General features: G+C 46.1%; 22 protein-coding genes and 1 pseudogene. 7 read left to right on the forward strand and 16 right to left on the reverse strand.

The features are described from left to right. Position 1 precedes the first annotated feature (1 nt). Both ACWA2B_RS05765 and ACWA2B_RS05770 read right to left on the reverse strand, forming a co-directional pair. A complete protein-coding gene (locus ACWA2B_RS05765) occupies positions 2–886 on the reverse strand; it encodes a carbohydrate ABC transporter permease (protein WP_039271802.1) in 885 nt (294 codons plus the stop codon). Between the two features lie 67 nt (positions 887–953). Beyond that, positions 954–2,273 carry an ABC transporter substrate-binding protein gene (locus tag ACWA2B_RS05770; protein ID WP_029518689.1) on the reverse strand — a complete coding sequence of 440 codons (1,320 nt, stop codon included), beginning with the start codon at positions 2,271–2,273 and terminating at the stop codon, positions 954–956. Positions 2,274–2,506: 233 nt separating this feature from the next. Between ACWA2B_RS05770 and ACWA2B_RS05775 the strand changes: the two genes are divergently transcribed. The 3 genes from ACWA2B_RS05775 to ACWA2B_RS05785 all read left to right on the forward strand — a co-directional run bounded on the left by ACWA2B_RS05775 (position 2,507) and on the right by ACWA2B_RS05785 (position 6,105). Further along, the gene (locus ACWA2B_RS05775; protein ID WP_449291790.1) at positions 2,507–3,682 is read left to right on the forward strand and encodes an AGE family epimerase/isomerase; all 1,176 of its coding nucleotides are present in this window, start codon (positions 2,507–2,509) and stop codon (positions 3,680–3,682) included. After that, entirely contained in the window at positions 3,679–4,878 is a 1,200-nt protein-coding gene (locus ACWA2B_RS05780) for a glycoside hydrolase family 130 protein (protein ID WP_449291791.1), read from the forward strand. The genes ACWA2B_RS05775 and ACWA2B_RS05780 overlap by 4 nt, the downstream gene beginning before the upstream one ends. 213 nt (positions 4,879–5,091) lie before the next feature. Next, positions 5,092–6,105: a substrate-binding domain-containing protein gene (locus tag ACWA2B_RS05785; protein ID WP_029518692.1), complete on the forward strand. Its 1,014-nt coding sequence runs from the start codon at positions 5,092–5,094 to the stop codon at positions 6,103–6,105. 122 nt (positions 6,106–6,227) lie between these two features. Here the strand turns inward: ACWA2B_RS05785 and ACWA2B_RS05790 are convergent, their stop codons facing one another. Both ACWA2B_RS05790 and ACWA2B_RS05795 read right to left on the reverse strand, forming a co-directional pair. Continuing rightward, positions 6,228–6,440 (reverse strand): cold-shock protein, encoded by a 213-nt coding sequence (locus ACWA2B_RS05790; RefSeq protein ID WP_025721956.1) that lies wholly within the window; start codon positions 6,438–6,440, stop codon positions 6,228–6,230. 146 nt (positions 6,441–6,586) lie between these two features. Further along, a complete protein-coding gene (locus ACWA2B_RS05795) occupies positions 6,587–7,102 on the reverse strand; it encodes a DUF2179 domain-containing protein (RefSeq protein WP_013312523.1) in 516 nt (171 codons plus the stop codon). Positions 7,103–7,258: 156 nt separating this feature from the next. On the opposite strand from ACWA2B_RS05795, the gene ACWA2B_RS05800 reads away from it, so the two are divergent. Together ACWA2B_RS05800 and ACWA2B_RS05805 are read left to right on the forward strand one after the other, a co-directional pair. Further along, positions 7,259–7,435 carry a CsbD family protein gene (locus tag ACWA2B_RS05800; protein ID WP_068939077.1) on the forward strand — a complete coding sequence of 59 codons (177 nt, stop codon included), beginning with the start codon at positions 7,259–7,261 and terminating at the stop codon, positions 7,433–7,435. Positions 7,436–7,690: 255 nt separating this feature from the next. Further along, positions 7,691–8,740, forward strand: coding sequence for a stalk domain-containing protein (locus tag ACWA2B_RS05805; protein ID WP_449291792.1), 1,050 nt, complete (start codon positions 7,691–7,693; stop codon positions 8,738–8,740). Between the two features lie 118 nt (positions 8,741–8,858). Here the strand turns inward: ACWA2B_RS05805 and ACWA2B_RS05810 are convergent, their stop codons facing one another. The 7 genes and pseudogenes from ACWA2B_RS05810 to ACWA2B_RS05840 form a co-directional block, all read right to left on the reverse strand. Next, positions 8,859–9,656: a copper amine oxidase N-terminal domain-containing protein gene (locus ACWA2B_RS05810; protein ID WP_449291793.1), complete on the reverse strand. Its 798-nt coding sequence runs from the start codon at positions 9,654–9,656 to the stop codon at positions 8,859–8,861. A 184-nt stretch (positions 9,657–9,840) separates the two neighbouring features. Then, positions 9,841–10,944 (reverse strand): hypothetical protein, encoded by a 1,104-nt coding sequence (locus ACWA2B_RS05815; protein ID WP_449291794.1) that lies wholly within the window; start codon positions 10,942–10,944, stop codon positions 9,841–9,843. A gap of 218 nt (positions 10,945–11,162) precedes the next feature. Further along, positions 11,163–11,327: pseudogene (locus ACWA2B_RS05820) on the reverse strand (IS5/IS1182 family transposase); the annotation flags it as partial. A 188-nt stretch (positions 11,328–11,515) separates the two neighbouring features. Continuing rightward, a complete protein-coding gene (locus ACWA2B_RS05825) occupies positions 11,516–12,319 on the reverse strand; it encodes a copper amine oxidase N-terminal domain-containing protein (RefSeq protein WP_449291795.1) in 804 nt (267 codons plus the stop codon). A gap of 191 nt (positions 12,320–12,510) precedes the next feature. Beyond that, on the reverse strand, positions 12,511–13,692 hold the full coding sequence (locus ACWA2B_RS05830; RefSeq protein WP_013312527.1) for an NAD(P)/FAD-dependent oxidoreductase: 1,182 nt from the start codon (positions 13,690–13,692) through the stop codon (positions 12,511–12,513). A gap of 27 nt (positions 13,693–13,719) precedes the next feature. Then, positions 13,720–14,151: a DUF1641 domain-containing protein gene (locus tag ACWA2B_RS05835; protein WP_029518696.1), complete on the reverse strand. Its 432-nt coding sequence runs from the start codon at positions 14,149–14,151 to the stop codon at positions 13,720–13,722. 544 nt (positions 14,152–14,695) lie between these two features. Then, the gene (locus ACWA2B_RS05840) at positions 14,696–15,523 is read right to left on the reverse strand and encodes an HNH endonuclease (protein ID WP_449291796.1); all 828 of its coding nucleotides are present in this window, start codon (positions 15,521–15,523) and stop codon (positions 14,696–14,698) included. A 262-nt stretch (positions 15,524–15,785) separates the two neighbouring features. Between ACWA2B_RS05840 and ACWA2B_RS05845 the strand changes: the two genes are divergently transcribed. Further along, positions 15,786–17,279: an alpha-amylase gene (locus ACWA2B_RS05845; protein ID WP_039271815.1), complete on the forward strand. Its 1,494-nt coding sequence runs from the start codon at positions 15,786–15,788 to the stop codon at positions 17,277–17,279. Between the two features lie 64 nt (positions 17,280–17,343). Here the strand turns inward: ACWA2B_RS05845 and gpmA are convergent, their stop codons facing one another. The 5 genes from gpmA to ACWA2B_RS05870 form a co-directional block, all read right to left on the reverse strand. After that, complete coding sequence (gene gpmA / locus ACWA2B_RS05850; RefSeq protein WP_318627721.1) at positions 17,344–18,093, reverse strand: 2,3-diphosphoglycerate-dependent phosphoglycerate mutase; 750 nt, start codon at positions 18,091–18,093, stop codon at positions 17,344–17,346. Positions 18,094–18,229: 136 nt separating this feature from the next. Continuing rightward, positions 18,230–18,970 (reverse strand): Bax inhibitor-1/YccA family protein, encoded by a 741-nt coding sequence (locus tag ACWA2B_RS05855; protein WP_023990900.1) that lies wholly within the window; start codon positions 18,968–18,970, stop codon positions 18,230–18,232. Positions 18,971–19,118: 148 nt separating this feature from the next. Next, positions 19,119–19,406: a hypothetical protein gene (locus tag ACWA2B_RS05860; RefSeq protein WP_029518700.1), complete on the reverse strand. Its 288-nt coding sequence runs from the start codon at positions 19,404–19,406 to the stop codon at positions 19,119–19,121. A 242-nt stretch (positions 19,407–19,648) separates the two neighbouring features. Beyond that, positions 19,649–21,943: a glycoside hydrolase family 2 protein gene (locus tag ACWA2B_RS05865; protein WP_069011005.1), complete on the reverse strand. Its 2,295-nt coding sequence runs from the start codon at positions 21,941–21,943 to the stop codon at positions 19,649–19,651. Between the two features lie 200 nt (positions 21,944–22,143). After that, positions 22,144–23,208, reverse strand: coding sequence for a LacI family DNA-binding transcriptional regulator (locus tag ACWA2B_RS05870; RefSeq protein WP_069011006.1), 1,065 nt, complete (start codon positions 23,206–23,208; stop codon positions 22,144–22,146). A gap of 143 nt (positions 23,209–23,351) precedes the next feature. On the opposite strand from ACWA2B_RS05870, the gene pepT reads away from it, so the two are divergent. Continuing rightward, positions 23,352–24,587, forward strand: a complete 1,236-nt coding sequence (gene pepT, locus ACWA2B_RS05875; RefSeq protein WP_029518703.1) for a peptidase T — start codon at positions 23,352–23,354, stop codon at positions 24,585–24,587. Positions 24,588–24,620: the final 33 nt, after the last annotated feature.

A 24,620-nucleotide genomic window follows, 5' to 3' on the forward strand; every position in this document is an offset into this window, starting at 1 on the left:
ATTAGTCCTCCTCTCCCCGAATTAGCAACCGTTGAAGCAGCGTAACAGCGATTACGATCAGCAGCAGAACAACCGCCATCGCCGAGGCCAAACCGACCTTGCTGTATTTGAATGCCACATCAAGCGTCTGAATGACGAATGTTTCGCTACCATTGGAGCCACCGGTCATAATATACGGAATATCGAATGCACTGACCGCACCGCTAATGGCCAAGATGAGGTTCAACTGCAAAATCCGCTTGATGCTCGGCAAAATAATTGAGCGGAACTGATGCCAGCGGTTGGCCCCATCGATATCGGCTGCTTCATACAGATCACTGGATATGGAAGAAATCGCACCTAGAAACACAATAAAGTTAAAGCCCATGTATCTCCAGATCGACGTGCCCGCCAGCGAAATATTGATAATCTCCGGGTTGCCCAGCCACAGCTTGACATACGAACCCAGCCCCACTGCCTGAAGCAGTGTATCGAGCGTGCCATCTGGCTTAAAAAAGAATAGAAAAATAAAACCAATGGCCACCCCGTTCATCAGGGAAGGAAAAAACAAAACGCCTTTAAAGAAATTTTTAAACCAGGTCTGAAAGCTGAGAATGCTTGCAAAATAAAGGGCCAGACCCATCTGTACAAACGTGGCTACAAAGTAATACAGACTGACCTTAAACACCGAGAAATACTCGGGATCGGTAAAGATTTTGATATAGTTTTCAAAACCCACATATTCCAGACGCTTACTATAGCCGTTCCAGTCCGAAAAGCTGTACTTAAACATATTGATCACTGGCAAGTACGCAAAAGTGATCAGCAGCGCTAGCGGAATAAATGAAAAGGCAACAATAATCGCCAATCTTTGTTTGGAGTAGCTGAGATTCGAAAATTTTAACATGCTGCACCTCCTGGCTATCCGTCCATCGACTGCTACGTCGATCCTTTCTTTTCGTCAGTTCAGATGGCTATTTTGCTTCCTTAGCAGCCACTTCAGCACGCGCCTTCACCCATGCATCGTTCAGATCTTTCATAATGGCGTCATACGATTCCGGGCGGTTACCCACCGCTGCCTCAATAATGCGTTTCTTGAAATCAGGCTGCCACAAACCAATTTCGCCCATTTTGTCGATTTTATCAACAATTCCTTCCTGTCCTTTTGGAGATGGAGTAAGTGTTTCAAAAACGACCCCCTGATCTTCGTATTGCTTCAAAATGCTAGGCATTGGAGCACCCTTCAGCGGACTAATACTGCCTGCCTGCTCTACAGCATAGTTGGACTTTTCGGTAAACCAGTCCACCCAGGCACGGGCCGCTGGTTTATTTTCACTGTTTACGTTAATACCGAGGTTAAAATCACCAGCTAGCGGTACAAGTACCTTGGAGGCATTCGTCGGGAATGGCATAAAACCGATATCATCCTTGTTAGGAGCTGTGCTTTTGATCTGGTCAATTGCCCAAGAGCCAAGCACCATCGTACCGATTTTGCCTTGAGCAAGATCTGCCTTGGAGGTCTCCCAATCCGTAGTCGTTGGATCTTTTTCAATCAGGCCTTTTTTAGCTGCATCGTATAGGACCTTATACAGTTCATAGTGAGGCTGGCCCTTTGTGAAATTGTCATCTGTATTCGGTTGTGTGACATTCACGTATTCCTTTGTACCCGCCAATGTTGCCAGACTAGACTCCCACTGGGTCAGTGCCCAACCAGAGGCATAGTTCGTAAACAGCGGCACTGCCTTGGTTTTGTCCTTAATCTGCTGTAACGCTGTCAGGAATTGGTCCGGTGTTTTGGGAAGCTGCGTGATTCCTGCGTCCTTGAACACCTTTTTGTTATAAATCACACCAGAGTAAACCATCGCAATCGGAATACCGTAGCTGTTATGATCCACCGTACGTTCTTCAATGCCGGTATACTTGTTTTTCATCTCCTCATAAGTACCCAGTGGTTCGAAAAAATTGGGCAGCTCTTCAACTGGAATACTGCCAGGGATCAGCAAAACATCCCCGTAATCCCTGGTCCCCATCCGAATTTTAATTTGACCATCATAATCGGCCAATGCCTGGAAATTGACCTTCACGTTCGGATAAAGCTTGTTAAATTCCTTGGCGTAGTCCTGAAATACCGTATCCACAATATCTGTCCGCTGTGTGATAACCGTAATTTCACCTTCCACGGCCTTTGGATCAGAGCTGGCAGCTGGCTCATCCTTCTTTGAGGTACAGCCAGTAAACAGCCCCGCTAACAAGACCACAGATAGTAATGACATCAAAACCTTGGACAACTTCATGAGACGACTCCTCCTGTTGTTTTTAATAAGGTTATCGTTAAAGTAACAAAATCATTTTATTATGTTAGCGCTTACTATGTCAATTGCAATATTCTTTTTTTGAGAAATGGAATGGGTCGCATCTTATGAAAAAACGCCAATTTAGCATGGTTGACAGTTTATAAACAGCTAGATATGATAATTCTGTAAAGTTAACGATAACCTAATATTTTTTCCGAAGGAGGCTTTGTCTCTTGGCAACACTACTGGACGAAATTAGACAGGAATGGAAGGAACACATACTCCCATTCTGGCTTGGACTGAAGGATGAGACACACGGTGGGTTTTACGGCGAGGTGGATGTGGATCTGCACACTCATAACCAAGCCGACAAAGGCGGGATTGCCACTGCACGGCTACTCTGGTCCTTCTCGGCGGCTGCTCGTGTAACAGGGGAAGATACCTATGCAGAAGCCGCACAAGATGCATTCACATTCCTGCGAGATCACCTGCTTGATCCATTACATGGAGGAATGTATTGGATGGTGGACTACACCGGGCAACCCGTGGACACGTGCAAGCATGTATACGCGCAGGCATTCGCGATCTATGCGCTAGCAGAGTATGCACGTGCCACAGACGACCCGAATGCATTGCCACTAGCTATGGAGCTGTTCCACCTGCTGGAGCAAAAAGGATATGATCCCGCCCGGCAGGCATACGGCGAACAATATGACCGCTTGTGGAACACGCAGCCTAATGAGCTGCTCAGCGAAAATGGAGTTACCGCGCATATCACCATGAATACGCATATTCATGTTTTGGAAGCGTATACCCAATTGCTGCGCGTCTGGCCAAATGAAGAGGTTCGAGATGCACTGACGAACGTACTGGATATTTTATATCGTCGTGTTTACGATGCTTCTGCCCGACGATTGGGGGTATTCTTCGATCGTGAATGGCGCTCTCTGCTTGACCTGACCTCATATGGTCACGACATCGAAGCCAGCTGGTTGATTGAGGACGCTATGAATGTGCTGGGTTATTACCCGTCAGAATACGTGGATATGGTGATGGATATTGCCAATGCGGTAGCAGAGCGCGCTGTTCAGCCAGACGGATCGCTCATCAACGAGCGGGAAGGAGAGCGGGTAGACACCTCACGTATTTGGTGGGTACAGGCCGAGGGGATGGTTGGTTTTTACAATGCGTTTCAACGTACAAAAGACGAACGATTTTTGCAAATTGTGCGTAATCTGTGGGCCTATACCCGGCAATATATCATAGATCCGCGGCCCGGAGGCGAATGGTTCTGGTCAGTTCAAGCGGATGGTAAGCCTGATGCGAGAGAGATTGCTGGACCCTGGAAGTGCCCTTATCACAACAGCCGATTTTGCATAGAAATGCTAGAAAGGATGGAAAATCAATGATTCATAGCAAATACGATGAGCTGCTATTGCAGCAAGAGGAACTGATTACACGCCCTAATGAGGTTAAAACTACCTTTTACAATGGTATCTACGAGCGCTACCTCTATCCAGTGCTCACACGCCATCATGTTCCAATTCACTGGCGGTTCGATCTGGATGCGCAAACTAATCCCTTTTTCATGGAGCGGCTGGGTGTAAATGCGGCATTGAATCCAGGGGCGATCTATCATGAAGGAAAATACATTCTTGTTTCGCGTACCGAAGGACTGGATCGAAAATCATTTTTCGCTTTGGCAGAAAGCGATAACGGCATTGATCAATTTCGATTCATTGACGCCCCCCTAGTATGGGAGGATATCGACCCAGAAGAAACAAATATGTACGATATGCGGCTGGTGAAGCATGAGGACGGCTGGATTTACGGTATTTATTGCTCTGAAAAAAAGGATCCTGACGCGCCACCTCACGATACCTCCAGTGCTGTCGCTCAGGCCGGACTGGTCCGTACTCGTGATCTTCGTACATGGACCCGGCTTCCCAACATTACTACCCAGTCCCCACAGCAGCGCAACGTTGTTCTGCACCCTGAATTTGTGGACGGTCAATACGCCTTCTATACTCGTCCTCAGGACGGGTTTATTTCCACCGGCTCGGGCGGTGGCATTGCCTTCGGCCTGTGCAAAGATATTACACAGCCCGTGATTGAACACGAAACCGTCATTGATGAGCGCTGCTATCATACGGTGTACGAAGCCAAGAACGGGCAGGGTCCCGCCCCGATTAAGACGAAGCTCGGCTGGATTCATATCGCTCACGGGGTACGCAATACGGCCGCCGGGCTGCGGTATGTGCTGTATACCTTTGCCACCAGTCTGGAAGACCCTACGCGCGTCATTGCTAAGCCCGGCGGGCACTTTCTAGCTCCTTATGATGAGGAACGCGTGGGCGACGTTTCGAATGTTATTTTTTGCAACGGGGCTGTTGTTAACGAGCAAGATGAAGTCTTTATCTACTACGCTTCCAGTGACACCCGTATCCACGTAGCGACAACCACCATCGCTCGACTGGAGGACTACACCTTCAATACACCATCCGACCCGCTGCGCTCTCTCAGCAGCGCCGCTGTTCGCCGTGATCTGATTCATCACAATGAAGCGCTATTGAAAGCGCACTCCCGTCCTTCTCAGCAGACATAAGCCGCAGGCTTTATCCTGCTTGCGGAACCATGTATACTATCCATAGAACAACTGTTACCCGCAGGCTAATTGTTGTTCTATGGGCAGCTACGCTGCCAGTCTTTGTATCTTTACAGGCAGCTATGCTACTAATATATTCCCCCAGCATTTTGCATCCATTCTTTGGATTTAGGCAAGATGCTTATCTTTTTAAAATTGGAAGGCGGAACAGGAATGAAGAGCAACGTAACGATGCGGGATATTGCAGATAAGCTGGGAGTAAGCAGCGTGACCGTGTCGAAGGCGCTCAATGACAAGGATGGGGTTAGCGAGGAGCTAAAAGAGCGTATTAAGACGCTCGCGGGCGAAATGGGTTATCGTTTCAATACCGTTGCCAAGTCCATGAAGGAGGGCCTCACCTATAACATTGGTGTTGTCATTCCCGAACGTTTTACCGGCCCTGGCCAATCGTTTTATCTGCACATCTACCAGCAAATTTCACGGGCACTGGAGCCATACGGCTACTACGGCATCCTTCACATCCTCCATCGCGAAGACGAAGAACAGCTTAATCTGCCACGTATCTATTACGACCGTAAGGTGGACGGCTTCATTCTCCTGGGCCAAGTGAGCAAGCCATATATTGAGCTTGTACAAACCATGGAACTACCCAAAATGTTTCTCGATTTTTATGATGAGCATGCCGATATCGACTCCGTGGTGACGGATAATTTTTACGGGGCCTACGAGCTGACCAACTATTTGATCGCCCAGGGACACCGGGATATTGCATATGTGGGCAACCTCTATTCCACCAGTAGTATTCAGGATCGTTTCCTCGGCTACTATAAATCCTTGCTGGAGCACAGGTTGCCTCTCCGTAACGAGTGGGTGCTCAGTGACCGGGACGACGAAGGCTCTTATGTTGAAATGGAGCTGCCTCAGCCGCTACCGACTGCCTTCGTATGTAACTGCGATCAGGTCGCTCACAATCTGGTACACAAGCTCATTGCTCTGGGATACCGCGTACCTGAAGACTGCTCTGTGGTCGGCTTTGACAACGATGTATACGCCACTCTTATTGTTCCACAACTGACCACAGTCGGAGTAGACATCGAGCAGATGGCACGTACCGCAATTGATTCGATGATGAAAAAAATAAGCCATCCCGGCAGTCGCTTTGGTCGAGTCCTGGTGCAGGGTCATATTGTATATCGTGACTCCGTGCAGCCCATCGAGAGGCCATGATCATCAAATATTCCACAACCAAAAGCCGCTCAGCATGTCGCTGGAGCGGCTTTTGACGTTCATAAGTATTGCAGTGTGATCATCGTACTCACTTTCCATTGTGGATCTTGCAGAATCCTGGATTAGGAGCGCTGGGCGACAAAGGAATTGCCCGCCCGATTGAGAATCGGCAACATCCGCATTTCCTGCCCCATCGAGGCTTGGCAAAATGGACAAGCTGGCTCGTTCAAAAAGGTGAAATCCGTTCGCATCCAGCCGTTGCAACCCTCATTTGTACACGACCAAATAGCCGTATTTTCCTCTGGAATGATTTCCGGGGCTTGGCGTCTGTACATCTATATCCCCCCTCGGTTTTTATAGGGTCATATCCCCTGTCGGCTTACTGTTAATCCCCACCTGTGCCAGGATTTTTGAAAAATTCACCTGTGCGGGTATTAATATGCTCCAAGCTCCAAAAAATATGCGCAATTTACCAAAATGTTTATTTACGGATAGCCTTGGTCCAGAAGCCGCCATGAAATTGCTTCGGCTCCACCGTAATGACAAAAGCCTTAGGGTCCAGCTCCAGAATGGACTGATACAGCCTATTCTGGTTTTTCCGTTTAGCCAAAATTTCCATCACCAGGCGCTCTCCATCACGCCCACTACCCAGCCAGGCTGTAACGCCGTATCCTTTGTCCCGCAGCGCATTGGCAATTCCTCCATTAATCTCATTGCTGATCACCTTAACAGTGACATAACCAAGCGCTATTTTTTCCTCAATCCATGCTCCAATCAGAATACCCAATGCATAGCCAATGGCGTATACCGCAAGACTTGCCACTTGATCCAGATACTTAAGCACAACATTCAAGCCCAATACATAGACCGTAACTTCTACGGTGCTAATGAGCGCAGCAATGTACTTCTGTCCTTTCAGCGTCAGAATCATGCGCAGTGTATACGCCGATACGTAAATAATTTGAATAACGAGAATAAATAATAAAATTTTGAGCATGCGTTCACTCCCCACTTCACGTTCTGATTTAACCCGTATCCAACATTATACCCCCGTCTGTGATATACAGCCTCTGGTTTCGTATTACCCTTGCTCGGGTAATGACTAACTACAGCATGCTGAATGAAAGTTCGATCACATAAGGAGGGCTTCAACATGAAGGATAACGGAATTAGCGATAAAATCAAAGGTAATGTGAACAAAGCCAAAGGTGAAATCAAGGACCAAATCGGCAACGCTACCGATAATAAATCCCTTCAAGCCGAAGGTAAACTGGATAAGGCCAAAGGCCATCTTCAGGAAACAGCAGGCAAACTGAAGGACGGCAAATAATCCTGAATGGATAACTTCGGCGCACTGTTTTACCAACAAGTCTCGCTGTCTTGTGCAGCGGGCTTGTTTTGTGTTGTTCGGATACTTTTGGAAAAACTTTTGCGCAAACAGGGCAACTTTTATGGTTGCTGTTGCGTCTAACCAATATAAGCACAACCCATAATGACTCTCCAAGCTGTTGGATTTTGTAGGCATTAATGTTACTCTAGTCTATGAACCAGGCTATAATTCTTAAATAAAGGGGTAGACCAACGAATGAAATCACTGAAATCTATCAAAAAACCTGTCATCATCACTGCCGTATCCGCCTTGGCCATATCCGGGGCTCTTTTCAGCCAATCCACATATGCCGCACAAGTGACTAAGCCGATCCAAGCAGTATATAACAATATCAAAATTATCTATAACGGAACTGAGGTTGCCTCGGATGCTAAAACAGAACCATTTCTGCTGGATGGCGTGACATATATCCCGCTGAAGTTGGCAGGTACCGCTTTGGATAAAAAAGTAACATGGGATGGCACAAACAAACGCGTAGTCATTGCTGACAATGGTGTTCCGATTGATCAGTCTACAGTTACGGCGTTGAACAACCAGATTACGACGCTGACTCAAGAGCTCAACACAGCGAAAGCAGCAAACACGACGAAGGACGCTACCATTGCTCAATTACAAAAAGACAATCAAACGCTGAAAGATGAAGCGAGCAAAAACAGCTCTAGCTCCTTGAAGGATCTTGAACGCCAGTTGAATAGAGACTATCGCGATAAAAATAATGCCAATGCAGATATTACCTTGAAAGGTGATAAAAACGATATTACTGTGACTATTGAGTTGACAGAAAGTAGATGGAACGATATTTCAAGCAGTAGACAAGAGTCTTATCTTGAAGATATTTCGAATGATATTTTGAAATCCTTTAAAGATGCTGATATTGAAGGAATCGTCAAAAACTCCAATAATGGAAACAAACTTGCAACCTTTGAATCCGATAGCAAAGGAAATGTGGATCTGGAAAAACTATCCTCTAAAATTGATCTAAGTGAACTCAAAAGAGTATTACTCAACGACTTTGACCGCAAATACAATAATGTTTCTATAGACTTTAGCGTAAAGGGCGACTCCAGTGAGGTTACTGTGGATGCTTATGTTAAAACGGATGATTGGAATAGTCTAACTTACTACCAAAAGAATAGAATCCAAGAAGATATTATTTCAGACATTAGAAATAAAAATGTATCACGTGTAAAAGGTGTTGTTCATTCGAACGAAAACAATAGCACACTAGCGACATTCAACTACTAAGTTGAATAAATACTAGAAATAAGAGGGAGTCTAAAAATAGACTTTCTTGACAGAAAAGAAGACAAGGAAAATTCCCTGTCTTCTTTTTCATAACTGCAATTTTTGGAAATCCGAACAATCAGTTAATCAACCTTCCTACGGAAGTAATATATTTTACATAATCTTTATCCGCATTGGTCGTATCTATATTTCTTGTATACACCAAATTACCAGGAGTGGTGATTTTCACTTTGTAAAACATACTGGGTCTAGAATAAGGATTGACACTATAGCTCCCTTTGCTATACACAATCATAGGATTAAAGTCAATTTGCTTGAAGGCGGGCGATAAGTCGCTCTTATAAGTAGCATGAATATTCAATACATCCTTCTTTTTATCCCAGTCAAAGGAAATAAGATCAAATGTATTTGCATCAATGACTTGGGCCAAGTCTTGTCCCTTAAACCTCATAAGAACTGGACTTTCCGTAAAGCTATCATGTCTTAGTTTCAATAAGCCACGTTGGGGATCCCACTCCATCTTCGCATCTGTATCTTTCAACAAAATGGATACCGGTAAAAACATCGCATTACTTAGCATGATAGGGACTGTATCCATTTTCATGGGTTCGCCGTTAACCGATATTTCGGATGATCCGATCGTTGCCGTTACATTACGGCCCAGCAGATCAACCGAAGCGGTTTTATTCGCTGCATTATAATTTACTTTGCCGCCCAGTATATCCTCAGCCGCTTGGAGCGGTATAAGCAGTCTCCCCTTCTTATCCACAAAAGGTGATGCAGGGTAGGTATATAAAACGTAATGATCATTAACCTTCAGGTGTATGGGAGTACAGTCTTGAGCCGATGCTAAATTCGAGTTTGTAGTAGCAAAACTTAGTACAATCATAAGGCAGATTAATAACTTGATTTTCATAATGCCCTCCTTATTATTATTTAGGCTAAAAGTAAAAATTATGGTAGAGGAGTCCAGTTGAGTATGCTTAACATGGAAAAACATCTGCCAAACCACATTGTTGTAAGTCTTCACCCAACAACAAAGGAAATGACAGATGCTATTCAGTATATTTTAGCTTGAGCCATTGTTTAACTAATTGTTCTTATCGGTTGTTGATCCACACACTTGGACCATAATGAGTAATATAATCGGCGGGCCAATCAATCGTACCGAACCACTGACTTCCATCCCAATAAGAGTAATCCCGATAGTCATCCCATGGATAATAATAATCTGAATTAAATTTTGAGACTACCAAATCTGAAAACTCTCCATTGATAGAACTTCCATAGATATTGCTGCCATCAAAGTTTTTTTTCGCTATTGCCGTCACTCTCTTAACAGACATGGATGATAGGTCTGAAGAGTCAAAAGAGGTTTGCATAACGACGATGTCTCTGTATTTTGCTAACAGATAAGCGTCATAGGTACTATTATCAATATAAAATTTAACTGAATCATTTATATCGTGATTTTTCCACGTCTCTAAAGAGTATTTGAAACCATTAGTGTTCCTAATATACCCCTGCCATACTTCTCTGCCTGTTTGATAGGAAAATCCCCCCTCAATTCCCCGTCCATTCTTTGCATCAAAACCGTAATACATCCATGGCTGTTCGTTTGCTCCTAGGTACTTAGCCCTTGGCGTAATCACATTTGCATTAACCCCATCAAAACCATCATAATCCAATTGAACCCTTGAGAAAGTTCCCGTTGTCCCTCCACTCACTTGCGATGGAGTGGGATTATTTTTACTTGATATGGAAACATCATGATTGTTGCTTGGTTCACTCAAAGAGTTTGTTTTCATATAAGTAGCATCCGTTACACTATCCTCTTTTGATTCAACTTTATCCGCCATGCCTACATAACCCTTTTCTGAGCTGTATACTTCTCCATCGAGTGTAAGATATATGTATTCCGACTTGTTAAGCTTCTCCAGATTATGTTGTAGATCACTATTATTCTTACTCTTTAGTGATGTACTATCCGCTGTATTCAGCAGTTCAGCAATAGATGCTTTCGGGTTAACGGCGATCTTGTGTTCTTGAAGCTCATGGACTATGGCCCGCTGTTTGAGATTTTCAAAAAATGAAGCATCGTACGTACTAGATTTCGATTCCGCATAGGCAAGACTTCCCGAAAGTGAGGAGCACATGAGAATGGTTGCTAACCCCATGCCTAAAAACTTTTTTTTCCTAAACATACACAAACCTCCTAGTTATTTTTCAAAACTAGCATACCTCCACAAATGTATATTTTCAACCATAATTTACAATTGATACCTAAATAAAGGGCGTCCGTTTTTACATATAATGGTGTATAGAAGATTCAATTAAATAGCAAAAAGAGAGCGCTTATGCGCTCTCAAATTGTTGTGAAACCCTGCCTTTTTGAGACATGGGTTTCTTTTTCTTTACATTAACCGAGAAAGACCATTTTAAACAACATGGTAGGATCAATGGCAGGACGCCTGTTGTCCGCAAAATATAGCGAGCTTACCTTCTCATGAATAAAGGAGAAGTCTATATATGTATCCACTTTGCGAAGCAAATAATCTTGCAGTACCAGTTCTCCCAGAGAAAACAATTCAAAGGATTGTTGTTTGTCTCGATTAGATCGAGCATACCAATACCGTCCGTTCTACACGAAGTTACCTATATTATACAACATTAACGCGGTGTCTTCTTAAATAAAATCGACAGCTTAAGAAGACAGGAAGGCTATTTCCCCCTGTCTTCTTTTTTCATAACTGCAACCTTCGGTAGTCTGAGCAATTATTGAATCAACCTGCCTACGGAAGTAATATATTTTATATAATCTTTATCCGCATTGTTCGCGCCTATATTTATTGTATAAACCAAATGACCAGGACTGGTTATTTGGACTTTGTAAAACATACTGGGTTTAGAATAAGGATATACGCTATGGCCCCCTTTGCTGTACACAATCATGGGATTAAAGTCGATTTGCTTGAAGTCGGGTGATAAGCTGCTCTCGTACGTAGCATAAATATCCAATACGCCTTTTTTTCGATCCCAATCAAAGGAAGTAAGGTCAAACGCATTCGCATCAATGACTTGGGCCAAGTCTTGTCCCTTAAACCTCATAAGAACGGGACTCTCCGTAAAGCTATCGTGCTTTAGTGACAATAATTCACGCTTAGGGTCCCACTCCATCTTCGCATCTGTATCCTTCAACAAAATGGATACCGGCAAAAACATCGCGTTGCTTTTCATGATGGGGACTGTATCCATTGTCATAGGTTCGCCGTTAACCGATATTTCGGGTGATCCGATCGTAGCCGTTACATTACGCCCCAACAGATCAACAGCAGCCGTCTTGTTCGCTGCATTATAACTTACTTTGCCGCCCAGTATATCCTCAGCCGCTTGGAGCGGTATAAGCAGTCTCCCCTTCTTATCCACAAAAGGTGATGCAGGGTAGGTGTATAAAACGTAATGATCATTGACCTTCAGGTGTATGGGCGTTTGTCCTTGAGCTTGAGCAGATACCAAATTCATGTTTGTAGCACCAAAACTTAATACAATCATAAGGCTGATTAATAACCTGATTTTCATAATGCCCTCCTCGTATTGTTCGTTACTAGTGTACTGCCACAGAAATATCAGATCAACCATAATTTTCAACATATATCCAAAAATACACATGACATTTTACATATACTGGTTTATAATGGGTTAAACTGCAAAACAAAAAGAGAGCACAGAATTGCACTCTCTTTGGATAAAGCATATAAAAGTAAGAAATATTAATAGGCCAATGCAAAAAGTCCTTTGATATGGGACAAGTAACGGATGTTACTGCCTTCCTTCATCAAGGTGGCTACAGCGCCTTTCAGTTGGGTGCCATTCGCGCCTACAGTACCGATCGCGTCTGTTCTACCCAAGCTGCCCAGTGTACCGGAGAATACTGGTGTAAAGCTTTCCATTTTCGCCCCGTTGAAATAAGCGAAGATGTTGTAACCAACTAATTCGCCCATTTGCCAAGCCAACTGTGCCGTTGGAGGGTATGGACGCTCGCCTTCAGCCGGGAACACCACTGCGCTGTCGCCAGCGAGGAAGATGTCTTCGTGAGAAGTCGATTGCAGTGCACTATTCACAGTTGCGCGACCACGGTTTACTTCGATACCAGATGCGCCAACCAGTGCATTACCTTGTACGCCGCCTGTCCAGATCAGTGTGTTCGTTTTGATCGAACGTCCGTCTTTCAGGAGAACTTCGTCAGCTTTCATTTCTGTAATCGGAACACCCGCTACGATTTGAACGCCACGTTTTTCAAGGCTTGTTACTGCACGATCAACCAGTGGTTGAGGGAAGCCTGCCAAAATAGATGGTCCAGCTTCTACGCAATACAAGTTGATATCTTCGTAGTTAATACCTTTTTCGCGACAAATTGCAGGCAATTTGTCAGCATATTCGCCCACCAGCTCAACGCCTGTCAGACCGCCACCACCGATAACGATTGTAGCATCTGCTTGGTTACCGGATTGCTTGTAAGCATCCAGACGAGCTTCCACATGTGCGCGAATGCGATTGGCTTCTGCCACGGATTTCAGCGTGAAGCTATGCTCTTGCAGTCCTGGAATACCGAAGTAAGCCGTTTCACTGCCGAGGGAAATAACGAGAGCGTCATAGCTCAATGTAGCACCACTTGCCAGGGTTACTTTTTTATCGTCCGGTTTGATTTCCGAAACCGTATCCACTTTTAGGATAATATCTTTGTTACGCAGCAGTTTTTCCAAAGGAAGCGCCACAGCTTTTTCGGCAATTGTACCTGCCGCTAAACGGTGCAGTTCCGTAATAATTTGGTGTGATGCAAAGCGGTTAACCACTGTAATGGTTGCTTGACTAGCGTCCATATGCTGGCGTGCTGTAAGAGCGGCCAGCAATCCGCCGTATCCGCCGCCCAAGATCAAAATTTGCTTCGACATGTCCATCCTCCGTTCTCGATCAGGTAATTATTTGCTTTCGCGTTGGCGCTCATTCAGAATATCCAGGAAAGCCTGGCTGAAACGCAGCGTTTTTTGTACATTCGGATCTTTAAGCATTTTGAGCAGGCCGAACAGACCTACACTGCCGTCCGTAGTTTGTACGCGGTCATTTGCTTCAATCGCAGCAGAAGCCAATCCTTTAGCCGATTCTGTTACAGGCTTCACAAACTCTCCCATGGAGTTTTTCATATCTCCGATAAAGACAGGGTCAGTTGCCAGACTGCGAGCTACATCATAAGCGTCGGTCATCAAAGTAACCATCTCAGTCAACTTTGGCAGATTCTCTACCAGTACGGTCAGCGATTGCTGAACCTCCGGTTTCATCAATTGGTCCAGTACATCCCGAGACTCTTTGGTAGCTTCTTGTGTTACTGCCACCTCTTGTTGGTTTTCAGACATGCGTGAACGTCCTCCTTTACTGTGAAAATAGAAGTCCATCCTCTCTCGTAACCTGTATCCATAAACTCTAGCAATAAAACGTTCATTGAATTCACGCCCTTAAACATGCAAGAAGCACAGCTTAAACCGGCCTATACCCTAAAGGGCAAGACTGATTTATCGCAGATGCCAATTGTATATTGCTCAGACGTTATTCTGTTGTTACTGCTGCGGAATATCCCACGAAGCGTTCCTTCGTGACTACAACAGGCCGAAACGGAACCCTATACCTCTATATTACACCTTTCACAACACAATCGTCGAAGAAATTTTAAATTTGCACAAATTTCTGCAAATTTTTTATTGTTATTTTAGATAAAAATTAGAATAAGCTCGATTTTTGTCCAAGTTTCCCTTGAAAAAGGGTCGTTTTAGGCTAGAGGAGGGTAATAGAGAGCGTACGTTTCAGTTCGATAATATGAAAATAACTCAAAATATATTCATACGGATGCCCGATCATCACCACTAGTGGGGCGGGCGGACAAGCTGCATTGGCAGAATCGCCCTACCTACGTAGGGTGTCTTCAGAAGCATCAGGAATATCAGGTGCTTTGAAATCATCAGAAGACGGCTGTGGCACACCAGACTCAATGAACTCCTCTACATCGCGGGCAGCCTTAACTTGATTGCATTCATTGCAAGCACATACACAATTGACGGGCGTCGTATGACCCCCTTTTGCCCGAGGCAGTAAATGATCAATCGTGTCACCGTAGCCTCCGCAAAAGAAACAAGTATAGCGGTCACGCTTAAGCACATATTGGCGAAACTCCTTGTTGCTATACAGTCTACGCACGGTGTAAGGATTAACAATCACCGCCATACGCTCTCTGACCAGGGTCATGGCCAGATCAAGCTCAATCTCTTGATGCCAGCGTCTCCCCTGATCGGTTTTACCTCTTAGCCGAATCATGCCATTACGATTGAGCCGCAACGCCCGAGTATCCGCAGGCTTCAGCCTGCTAAGCAGATGCCGAACCCGTTGCCGATGGCGCTCGCGTGCTTTATCCGTGACCGGCTTCCTGCGGGGGCGCTGTGCCTCCATAGGTAGTGACGCCTCCAGGCTGTGCACAGCCGTATTTGCTTCAAGGCTATGTTGCGTCACGGGAGCAGCCGAGAGGTTCGCTTCCTCGCCGGAAGGAGCGGACGTAGCCGCACGTTCTTGCGGGGCCAACCCCCGGCAGGAACGGCAAGGACCACGCCGGGAATAAGGACCCGCCCGGCGACCCGTTCTGCGCTGAAAGTCCGTTAGAGGCTTCATCTTCTGACAGTACGTACATTTTTTTATCACCGGTTTGCTCGTTTCATCCTTATTCTGCTGCGGTTCTGTCACGTCCACCCCTCCTTTCTTCTATTGCCTGCGCTCCACGGTTTGCCCAAAACCCGAACTATTGTTAAGTTAGATTCATTTTACCGTTTTCACGTTCCCTTTTCTAGCTATTGAGCCATTATGAACACTCAGGTATAACAAATTTTAATGATTTAGCATACGTTATACAGCGATCCTTGTTCTTCATTCAGCATCATATTGACCGTCTGACGTTTAGCCCCCCTCACTTGGTGGGTAACTTGTTATATATAAAGGAGGGACGCACATGAAAAGGAACCATACGATGATGCAATTTTTCGAGTGGAATGTCGAAGCTGACGGTTCTCACTGGAAGAAGCTTGCCCGCCTGGCACCGGAACTGAAGGCCAAAGGAATTGACGCGATATGGATTCCACCTGTCACCAAAGGCCAGTCGCCCGAGGATACGGGATACGGCGTCTATGACCTTTACGATCTGGGCGAATTTGACCAAAAAGGCGCGGTACGCACCAAATACGGAACCAGGGAAGACCTGCTGGAAGCTGTTGCTGCCTGCGTTCGTCACGGTGTGGCCGTCTATGTCGATCTGGTCATGAACCATAAAGCTGGCGCGGATGAAACCGAAGTATTCAAGGTCGTCGAGGTTAACCCGGATAACCGCAATGAGGTCATTTCCGAGCCCTTTGATATCGAAGGCTGGACTAAATTTACATTCCCCGGCCGACAAGGGAAGTATTCCACATTTCAATGGAACTTTGAACATTTTAACGGAACCGATTACGATGCGAGCCAGGACCGGACAGGAATCTATCGTATTTTAGGTAAAAATAAAAGCTGGAGCGAAAATGTAGATGATGAATTCGGCAATTATGATTATTTAATGTTCGCCAATATTGACTATAATCATCAGGATGTGCGCAAAGAGATGATCCGCTGGGGCAAATGGCTGGTGGACACTCTGCAATGCAACGGATTCCGTCTGGATGCAATCAAGCATATTAATCATGAATTTGTACGAGAGTTTGCTACAGAAATGATTAAAAAACGCGGGCAGGATTTTTATATGGTAGGCGAGTTTTGGAAACCGGATCTGGAATCATGTCAAAAGTTCCTGGATACCATTGATTATAAAATCGACCTGTTTGACGTATCCCTCCACTACAAACTACATAGCGCTTCCTTGGGTGGCAAGGATTTCGATCTAAGCACCATTTTCGAGGATACGCTGGTTCATACCCATCCCCTGAACTCGGTTACTTTTGTCGATAATCATGATTCCCAGCCGCACGAAGCGCTCGAATCCTGGGTGGAGGACTGGTTTAAGCCCAGCGCCTATGCACTTATCTTGCTGCGCAAGGACGGTTATCCCTGCGTGTTCTACGGCGATTACTACGGTATTCAGGGGCAAACGCCCGTGAAAGGCAAGCAAGCTGAGCTAGACCCGCTACTATATGCCCGGTACCATAAAGCTTATGGTGAGCAAAAAGATTATTTCGATGATCCCCATACGATTGGATGGGTTCGTCAAGGCGTGCCTGAGCTGGAAGGCTCCGGATGTGCTGTGGTGATCACCAACGCAAATGACGGGGAAAAGCGCATGTTCGTAGGTAAACAACGTGCAGGGGAAGAATGGATAGATTTGACCGGGCATCACGATCATATCGTAAAGATCGGGCAGGATGGCTACGGCATATTTCCCGTTCGTGCCGGCAGTGTGTCGGTGTGGGCACTTCCCGCAGAGGAAGACAGCCAGGAATCAGAAGAAGAAGCAAACGCTTAATCTATACCCAACACAAAGAGGACAGGATGCGAGGAAGCGCCCTGTCCTCTTTGTGTATGAAAACTCACTCCGTTACCTTGCTTTGGTTGGCCACAGCCTGCTTCTTAGCCTCTACATGACTCGGATCACCGAGATAAAAGCGCCGGATGGGATCTATATGCTCATCCAGCTCATACACCAGCGGAATACCTGTCGGAATATTCAAATCCAGCAATGCGGTTTCGTCCAGATTCTCCATATACTTGATTAAAGCCCGCAAAGTGTTACCATGTGCAGAAATGATAACTCGATCCTTTTTGAGAATCAAAGGTACAATCCGCTGCTTCCAAAACTCGCCGACCCGATGCACTGTGTCCTCCAGACTTTCCCCAAGCGGCAGCTCTTCTGGATTAATATTGCGATAACGCTCTTCCCGATGCGGACTCCGCTCGTCTTTCTCATCCAGCATGGGGGGCCGCACTGTCAGGCTACGCCGCCAGATATGAACCTGCTCCTCGCCGTATTCAACGGCAGAATCCAGCTTGCTAAGCCCCTGAAGAGCACCGTAATGGCGTTCATTCAGCTTCCATGACTTCTGCACAGGTATCCACAGATGATCCAGTTCATCCAAGATGTGATACAACGTGCGGATAGATCGTTTTAGCACAGAGGCAAATGCCAAATCAAACGTATAACCAGCCTCCTTGAGAATACGTCCCGCCTCAATGGCCTCATGAGTCCCTTGTTCAGTCAGGTCCACGTCCGTCCAGCCCGTAAACAGGTTTTGTCGGTTATACACGCTTTCTCCATGCCTAACCAGCACTACTTGATACATGTACTCACTCCTCTCCTGTCTGTCTTAATGTTTTACCCAACTTCTATGTATTTAACGTAAAATGCAATTTTTAAACCGTCTATTTAAAATACAAAAAAGGACGGCATTCAGCCATCCCTTTCTTCTCACCCTGCACTTAGTCCCTCTTACTGAACTTGGCCAACAGGTCCAAAATCCGTACATACAGCCATACTAGAGTCACCAGCAATGCAAAAGCACCATACCACTCCATGTATTTGGGTGCGCCTTGATCTGCTTGCTCTTCAATAAAATTAAAATCAACCAGCAGATTTAAAGCCGCAATGATCACGATAAATAAACTGATGCCGATGCCCAGCCAACCTGTTTCATGGATATACGGAACATTCATACCGAAAAAATTCAAAATAAAATCAACCAGTGTCACCAGAAAAATCGCCATCGTACACAGGACCACGAATGAGATAAAGCCGCGTGTCACCTTGATGATTCGCTGTGTATACATAAAGAGCATCAAGAACAAAATACCCACGGTCAGCAAAATGGCATTAGCCACAATTCCCGGGTACTCATACTCCATAAAGGCTGAAACGCCACCCAAAGCAAAACCACTCAGAATCGCATATACAGGAGAGAGTAACGGAGCCGTCTTGGGGAAAAAGGATATCGCAAGTGCTACGCCTGCCATACCAATAAATCCTGCCGTCAGCAAAGATAGCACCTCTACAGTTCCTTCATAGGTCATGTACCAGGTAATACTGCCAGAGACGATGAGCAGAACCAGCAGAAGCAACGTTTTGTTCACCGTTCCTCCAATGGTCATGCGTTGTTCACTAGCTTCTCTTTCATCTTCGCGCAAAAAGATGTCATCACGTAAAACCGGATTGCTAAAGCTCATACAGGGTACTCCTTTTCGATGTTGTTGTTTGCTATGCTATATGTATATATCGGCACAATATGAAAAAAGTTTCAGAAAATTTCAAACAAAAAAAGCTCTAACCTTGCCTTTCGGCAAAGCTAGAGTTAGAGAGTCAGGTCGTTACAAGTTAGAAATCAGATGTAGCAATTTGGATTGTACCTGTTACTGCTCCAACTGGAGTCGCCTGAAGAGCAGCTACCAGCAGCAAAGCAACTTCTAACGTTAGACTGTTGCCCGCCGGGATAACATAAGTGATCACAGGAGCATTGACACGGGTAACCACAAGATCAACCGGATTGGCACCCGTATTATTCACGGTAATTGTAGCATTATTACCGCCTCTCAGGTTTTCAAAAAAGGACTTACCCACACCAGCAGCAAGATTGTAGAATTGCGAAGGTAAAAGAATCGCCATAGTTTTCACCTCCCTTGCTTTTGATAGTGTATTCTATGCTTCCAATCTATGAACGTAACGTTAAGTGACTCAGTAATAAGACACAATTTAAAAGACTCATAGATTAACGTACCCTATATATGTAAAAAAGAGTTGCCCTCTCAGATCCTTTACAGAATCTGCGGACAACTCCTTTTTTAAATAATGGAAGGCTCAAACGTTATAAAAAGTGGCTAGTAGGATTGTATGTTGCCTTTGCTTCATTATTGCACGTGAATGCTCAATTCCTGCGGACCGAAACGGGAAGGCGCAGAAACCTTCACACGAATTTGTCCAGCCTCCCCCTTCGACCGAATCCAGAATGCAATACGTCCTCCAATCAGAGATAAGCTCGAAGGACCGATCAATTCACCCACTCCCTCGACCTCCACCGAAACGGGATCTGCATAGAACGGCAATACATTGCCGTATTCGTCCAGAGCATCGACTACCACTCGAGTGACATCCCAATCGCCGGCTTCCAGCACTGTATCATCTGCAGCTACGCGCAGCTCTGTCGGCACCGGATTACGTGAATAGTATCTACGTATTACTTCTTGCCCATTTATGTACCCAATGAATACAGCGTCTTCCCACTTCATGCCCCAGTGGCCTGTCAACTCGTCGATCACGACAGGGGGGTGAGGAAGCGCTGGGTACTTCTCTCGGTTCGGACGATAAACACCTTTGCGCTCATGACCGTAGATGAACTCCACCTCATCGCAATTGGTGAACACGACCAGCGGCACGATGCCTCCGATATTCCGCTCGCCACGCGACCAGTAAGTGACCGGCTCCATAACGACTTCCTGTTCGACGTTCTTCTGGCTCCGGTACACGCTCGCTGCAAATTTAGGCAGGCGGAACATATCCATGACACCGTGGTAGCAGATTTTATCACCGGAACCAAAATCAGCATGCGTGTTATAGTCAAAAGCACACCAGCCAATCGCTCCGGCAATGCCCTCATCGGCATAGGAAGCATTTTGGACCCGCGTATGGCGCAGTGCATGCTCCATTACCCGTTCCTCCTGGTCAAAACGCTTGGTCGGGTACATATGCCCGTTATATTCCGTTACCAGATAAGGGACCGGATGATCCAGCTTTGTAACGAAAGACGGCTGGCGCAAGCCTGTCGTTTCGCCATCTACGCCTTCTGTATCGTCATACGTATCAAAATTGCGGATTTCCTTCGCCAAATATTTTTTGTGCCCACCATCATGAACAAAATCATTTATCGTATATACGTCTTCCAGCAGCTCACTGCCTACAATATAACGCACACCACCCGTAGCACGGGTCGGATCTAGCTTTCGTGCCAGCTCATTGGTACGCGTGTACAGATCATGGTCATCCTGCGACTCATTAATTCGTACGCCCCAGATGACGATGGAGGGATGATTACGATCACGGATAATCATGTCCTCTACGTCCCTCACCGCCTGGTCCTTCCACGCTTCACCGCCAATATGCTGCCAACCCGGAATCTCTTCGAAAACGAGCAATCCGATCTCATCACAGCGGTCTAGAAAATGACGGGACTGAGGGTAGTGGGATGTCCGTACCATATTCAGCCCCAGCTCCTCCTTGAGCACATCTGCATCACGACGCTGCGCTCTTTTGGGCATAGCATAGCCAACGTACGGATAGGATTGGTGACGGTTCAGGCCGAGCAGCTTGATCTTCCGCCCGTTCAAGTAAAAACCGTCCGGCTGAAATTCGGCCTCGCGGAAGCCAAAGCGCACGGTCACCTGATCCAACTCTTCTCCGCCTCGTAGCAGCGTCAGCTTCGCTTCATATAGCTTGGGACTATCTATATCCCACAGCTGCAGGCCGCCCAGCTCTTTCAGCTCTAGCGTTACTTCCGCCGTCGTCACCGCTGTCAGCTCGGTCTCCGCCTTCACGCTCGCTCCGTCCAGCAATTGCAGTGCGACTGTCAAGTCGTCCTGCTGATCACCGATGCCCTCCAGCTCCACGACGACGCGCACCGCCTTATTTGCCGCAAGCGGCTCCGGTGTCTGAACGAATACCGTTCCGAGGTGTACAGGCTTCACTATTCGCAGCTGCACTTCGCGGTAAATACCGCCGTAGGTCAGATAGTCGATGACTGCCCCAAAGGGAGGGATGTCGTCCCGTTCCGTGGAATCGACAATGACCGTGAGCACATTGGAGCCGCCATACTCGGCAAGTTCGGTCAATTCAACACTAAACGGTGTATATCCACCTTTATGCTCCCCCGCTTTTACCCCGTTTAGATATACCTGGGCATAGGTCATGACTCCTTCAAAATCAACATACACTCGCTTACCTTTGGCATCTGCCGGAATGTCCAGCTCTCTTTTATACGTAGAAATAAACTGAAATGCCTTGTCGTCAAAATAATTGTACGGCAGCTCTACATTCGTGTGCGGCAGCTGAACTGGCTCATACCGACTCGCATCAATGCCTGCGCTTACTTCGCTCTCGACATATTCAGGAAGGTAAAACCATTGGTCATTCAACGGCAAAATGGTACGCATGGGCAGTCACCTCAACCTTTTATTTTTCACTCTTATACCATAGTAAAATATTTGAGTAAAAATAACGAGTAAAATTTGGTAAAATAAATATATGTTAAATGTAAGCATTTACAAGACAATTGTCAATCCATTTTTGTATCTTTTTACAATCAAAAAAACAGCCCCGGAAGGCAGGGCTGTCCAAATCCATAACGTTGATTTTATGGGGCATCGGTATGTAGCGGCGCACTGCTGTTGCGAATCATTAGCTCGGTCGGAATGATGACCTTGCGCCCTACCTCGTTGGGACCGTTGCGTACCGTATGCAGCAAGAACTGAACACCCGTTTCTCCCATCAGTTCGGTATGCGTTTTGACCGTTGACAGAGATGGGGTCAAATATTCCGCTGTCGGAATATCATTGAAGCCAACAATGGAGATCCGTTCCGGCACCGCAAGGTGATGCCGCTCCAGTGCCTTTAACACCCCAATAGCCACCGAATCGCTCGCAACAAAGAAAGCTGTAGGCAGGTTTTCTGGTCCTGCCAAAATAGCCGCTTCCATCGCACGGAAGCCGTCTGCCGCCGTTCCGCCGCACACATGAATATCATCCGACGTGCACAGCCTGTGCTGTTCCTGATACCGCAAAAATGTCTCATAGCGGGCATCTAGCTCGACTCGTTCGGAATCATGGGACTGCTCATCCTTGCCCATACCAACATATCCGATGTGACGATGGCCTGCGCCCATCAAATAATCCAGTGCATCAGCTGTAGCGCGAGCAAGGTCAATGACCACATAGTCTGCCCCTGTGCGCTCTACCGAATGATCCAGAAAAACGCAAGGAATGGGCAGTTCCAGCATACGTTCTACCTCTTCGCTGCTAAAATGCCCCAGCACGATCAGCCCATGCAGCCCTTCGGATGACGCCTTCAGCGCAGTCAGGTCCTCTCTTCTGAAAATACGCTCCAGCTGTGCCCCGCTTTGGCGGCACTCTTTTTCCACGCCAAACCGGATAGACAGATAATAAGGGTCTTCCAGTTCCTCGTACACGCTAAACCAGTGCACCATACCCAACCGGATGGGTCCCTCCGCCTTCTTGCGGGGCTGACGACCAATACCGCCATTTTTACGTTTAACAGTCGTATATTTCATACGCTCGGCAACCTCAAAAATTTTGCGCCGCGTTTCCTCTGATACAGACAGTGTCTCATCATAATTTAGCACTCGGGAGACCGTGGATATCGAAACCTCTGCCTCCTGGGCGATATCTTTTAACGTAGGCATTGCAGACTCCTTTAAGATTTTACTCTATTTTTACTTTTATTTTACTATTATCCCCAAAAGGTTCAACCATTTTTTTCATATTATAAGCCTAATCATGATAAAATACCTACCATAATAGAAATGACACCAAGGAGGATATCCACATGAAACAGGAACTGATTGACCGCCTGACTACATATGTTCAGGTAGATACCCAATCTGATGAAAGCAGCCACACTTGCCCCACTACACCTGGACAGCTTACATTGGGCAACCTTTTGGTGGACGAATTGAAAGCCATTGGTATGACAGACGTAACCATTGATGATCATGGTTATGTGATGGCAACCCTTCCTTCCAATACGGATAAAGTGGTTCCCGTCATCGGTTTTCTCGCTCACCTCGATACGGCTACCGAACTGACTGGTGCAGGGGTAAAGCCGCAATTGACGGAAAACTATGATGGGGGCGATATCACGCTGAATGCTTCGCTTGGTGTGGTTCTTTCTCCACGTGAGTTTCCCGAACTGACTCAATATAAAGGCCACACCCTGATCACAACAGATGGTACCACCCTGCTCGGTGCAGACAACAAAGCCGGGATCGCAGAAATCATGACAGCTATCCACTACCTGATTGACCATCCAGAAATTCAACATGGCAAAATTCGCGTTGCTTTTACACCGGACGAAGAGATTGGGAGAGGACCGGAACGCTTTGATGTAGCCGCTTTTGGCGCTGAATATGCCTATACGGTAGACGGCGGACCGCTCGGAGAACTGGAGTATGAGAGCTTTAACGCCGCAGCCGCCCATATTACCATTCACGGTGTGAATGTGCATCCTGGTACGGCTAAAAACAAAATGATTCACGCTGCCAAAATCGCTATGGAGCTGCACAGTCGGTTACCTGCAAACGAAGCCCCGGAATATACAGACGGATATGATGGCTTCTATCATCTCTTGGATTCTACAGGCACCGCAGAACAAGCTAAACTGTACTATATTATCCGTGATTTTGACCGCGAGAGCTTTGAAAACCGGAAAGCTTATTTAACAAATGTAGTCAAAGAGCTGCAGGCCGCATATGGAGAAAACCGTATTGCGCTGGAGCTGAGAGATCAATATTACAACATGAAAGAGAAAATAGAGCCAGTCAAGCATATCGTCGATGTCGCTTATGAAGCAATGACAAAGCTGAATATCGAACCCATTATCAAGCCGATCCGTGGCGGTACAGACGGTTCACAGCTATCCTACATGGGACTGCCTACACCGAATATTTTTACAGGTGGGGAGAACTACCACGGTAAGTTTGAATATGTGTCGGTGGACAACATGGTGCTCGCTACCAAGGTTATTGTGGAAATCGCACAACTGTTCGAGCAACGCGGCAAGTGAACTACCTATACGCAGCACTGACACGTTCAGATT

This window comes from Paenibacillus sp. CMM36, from assembly GCF_053570945.1.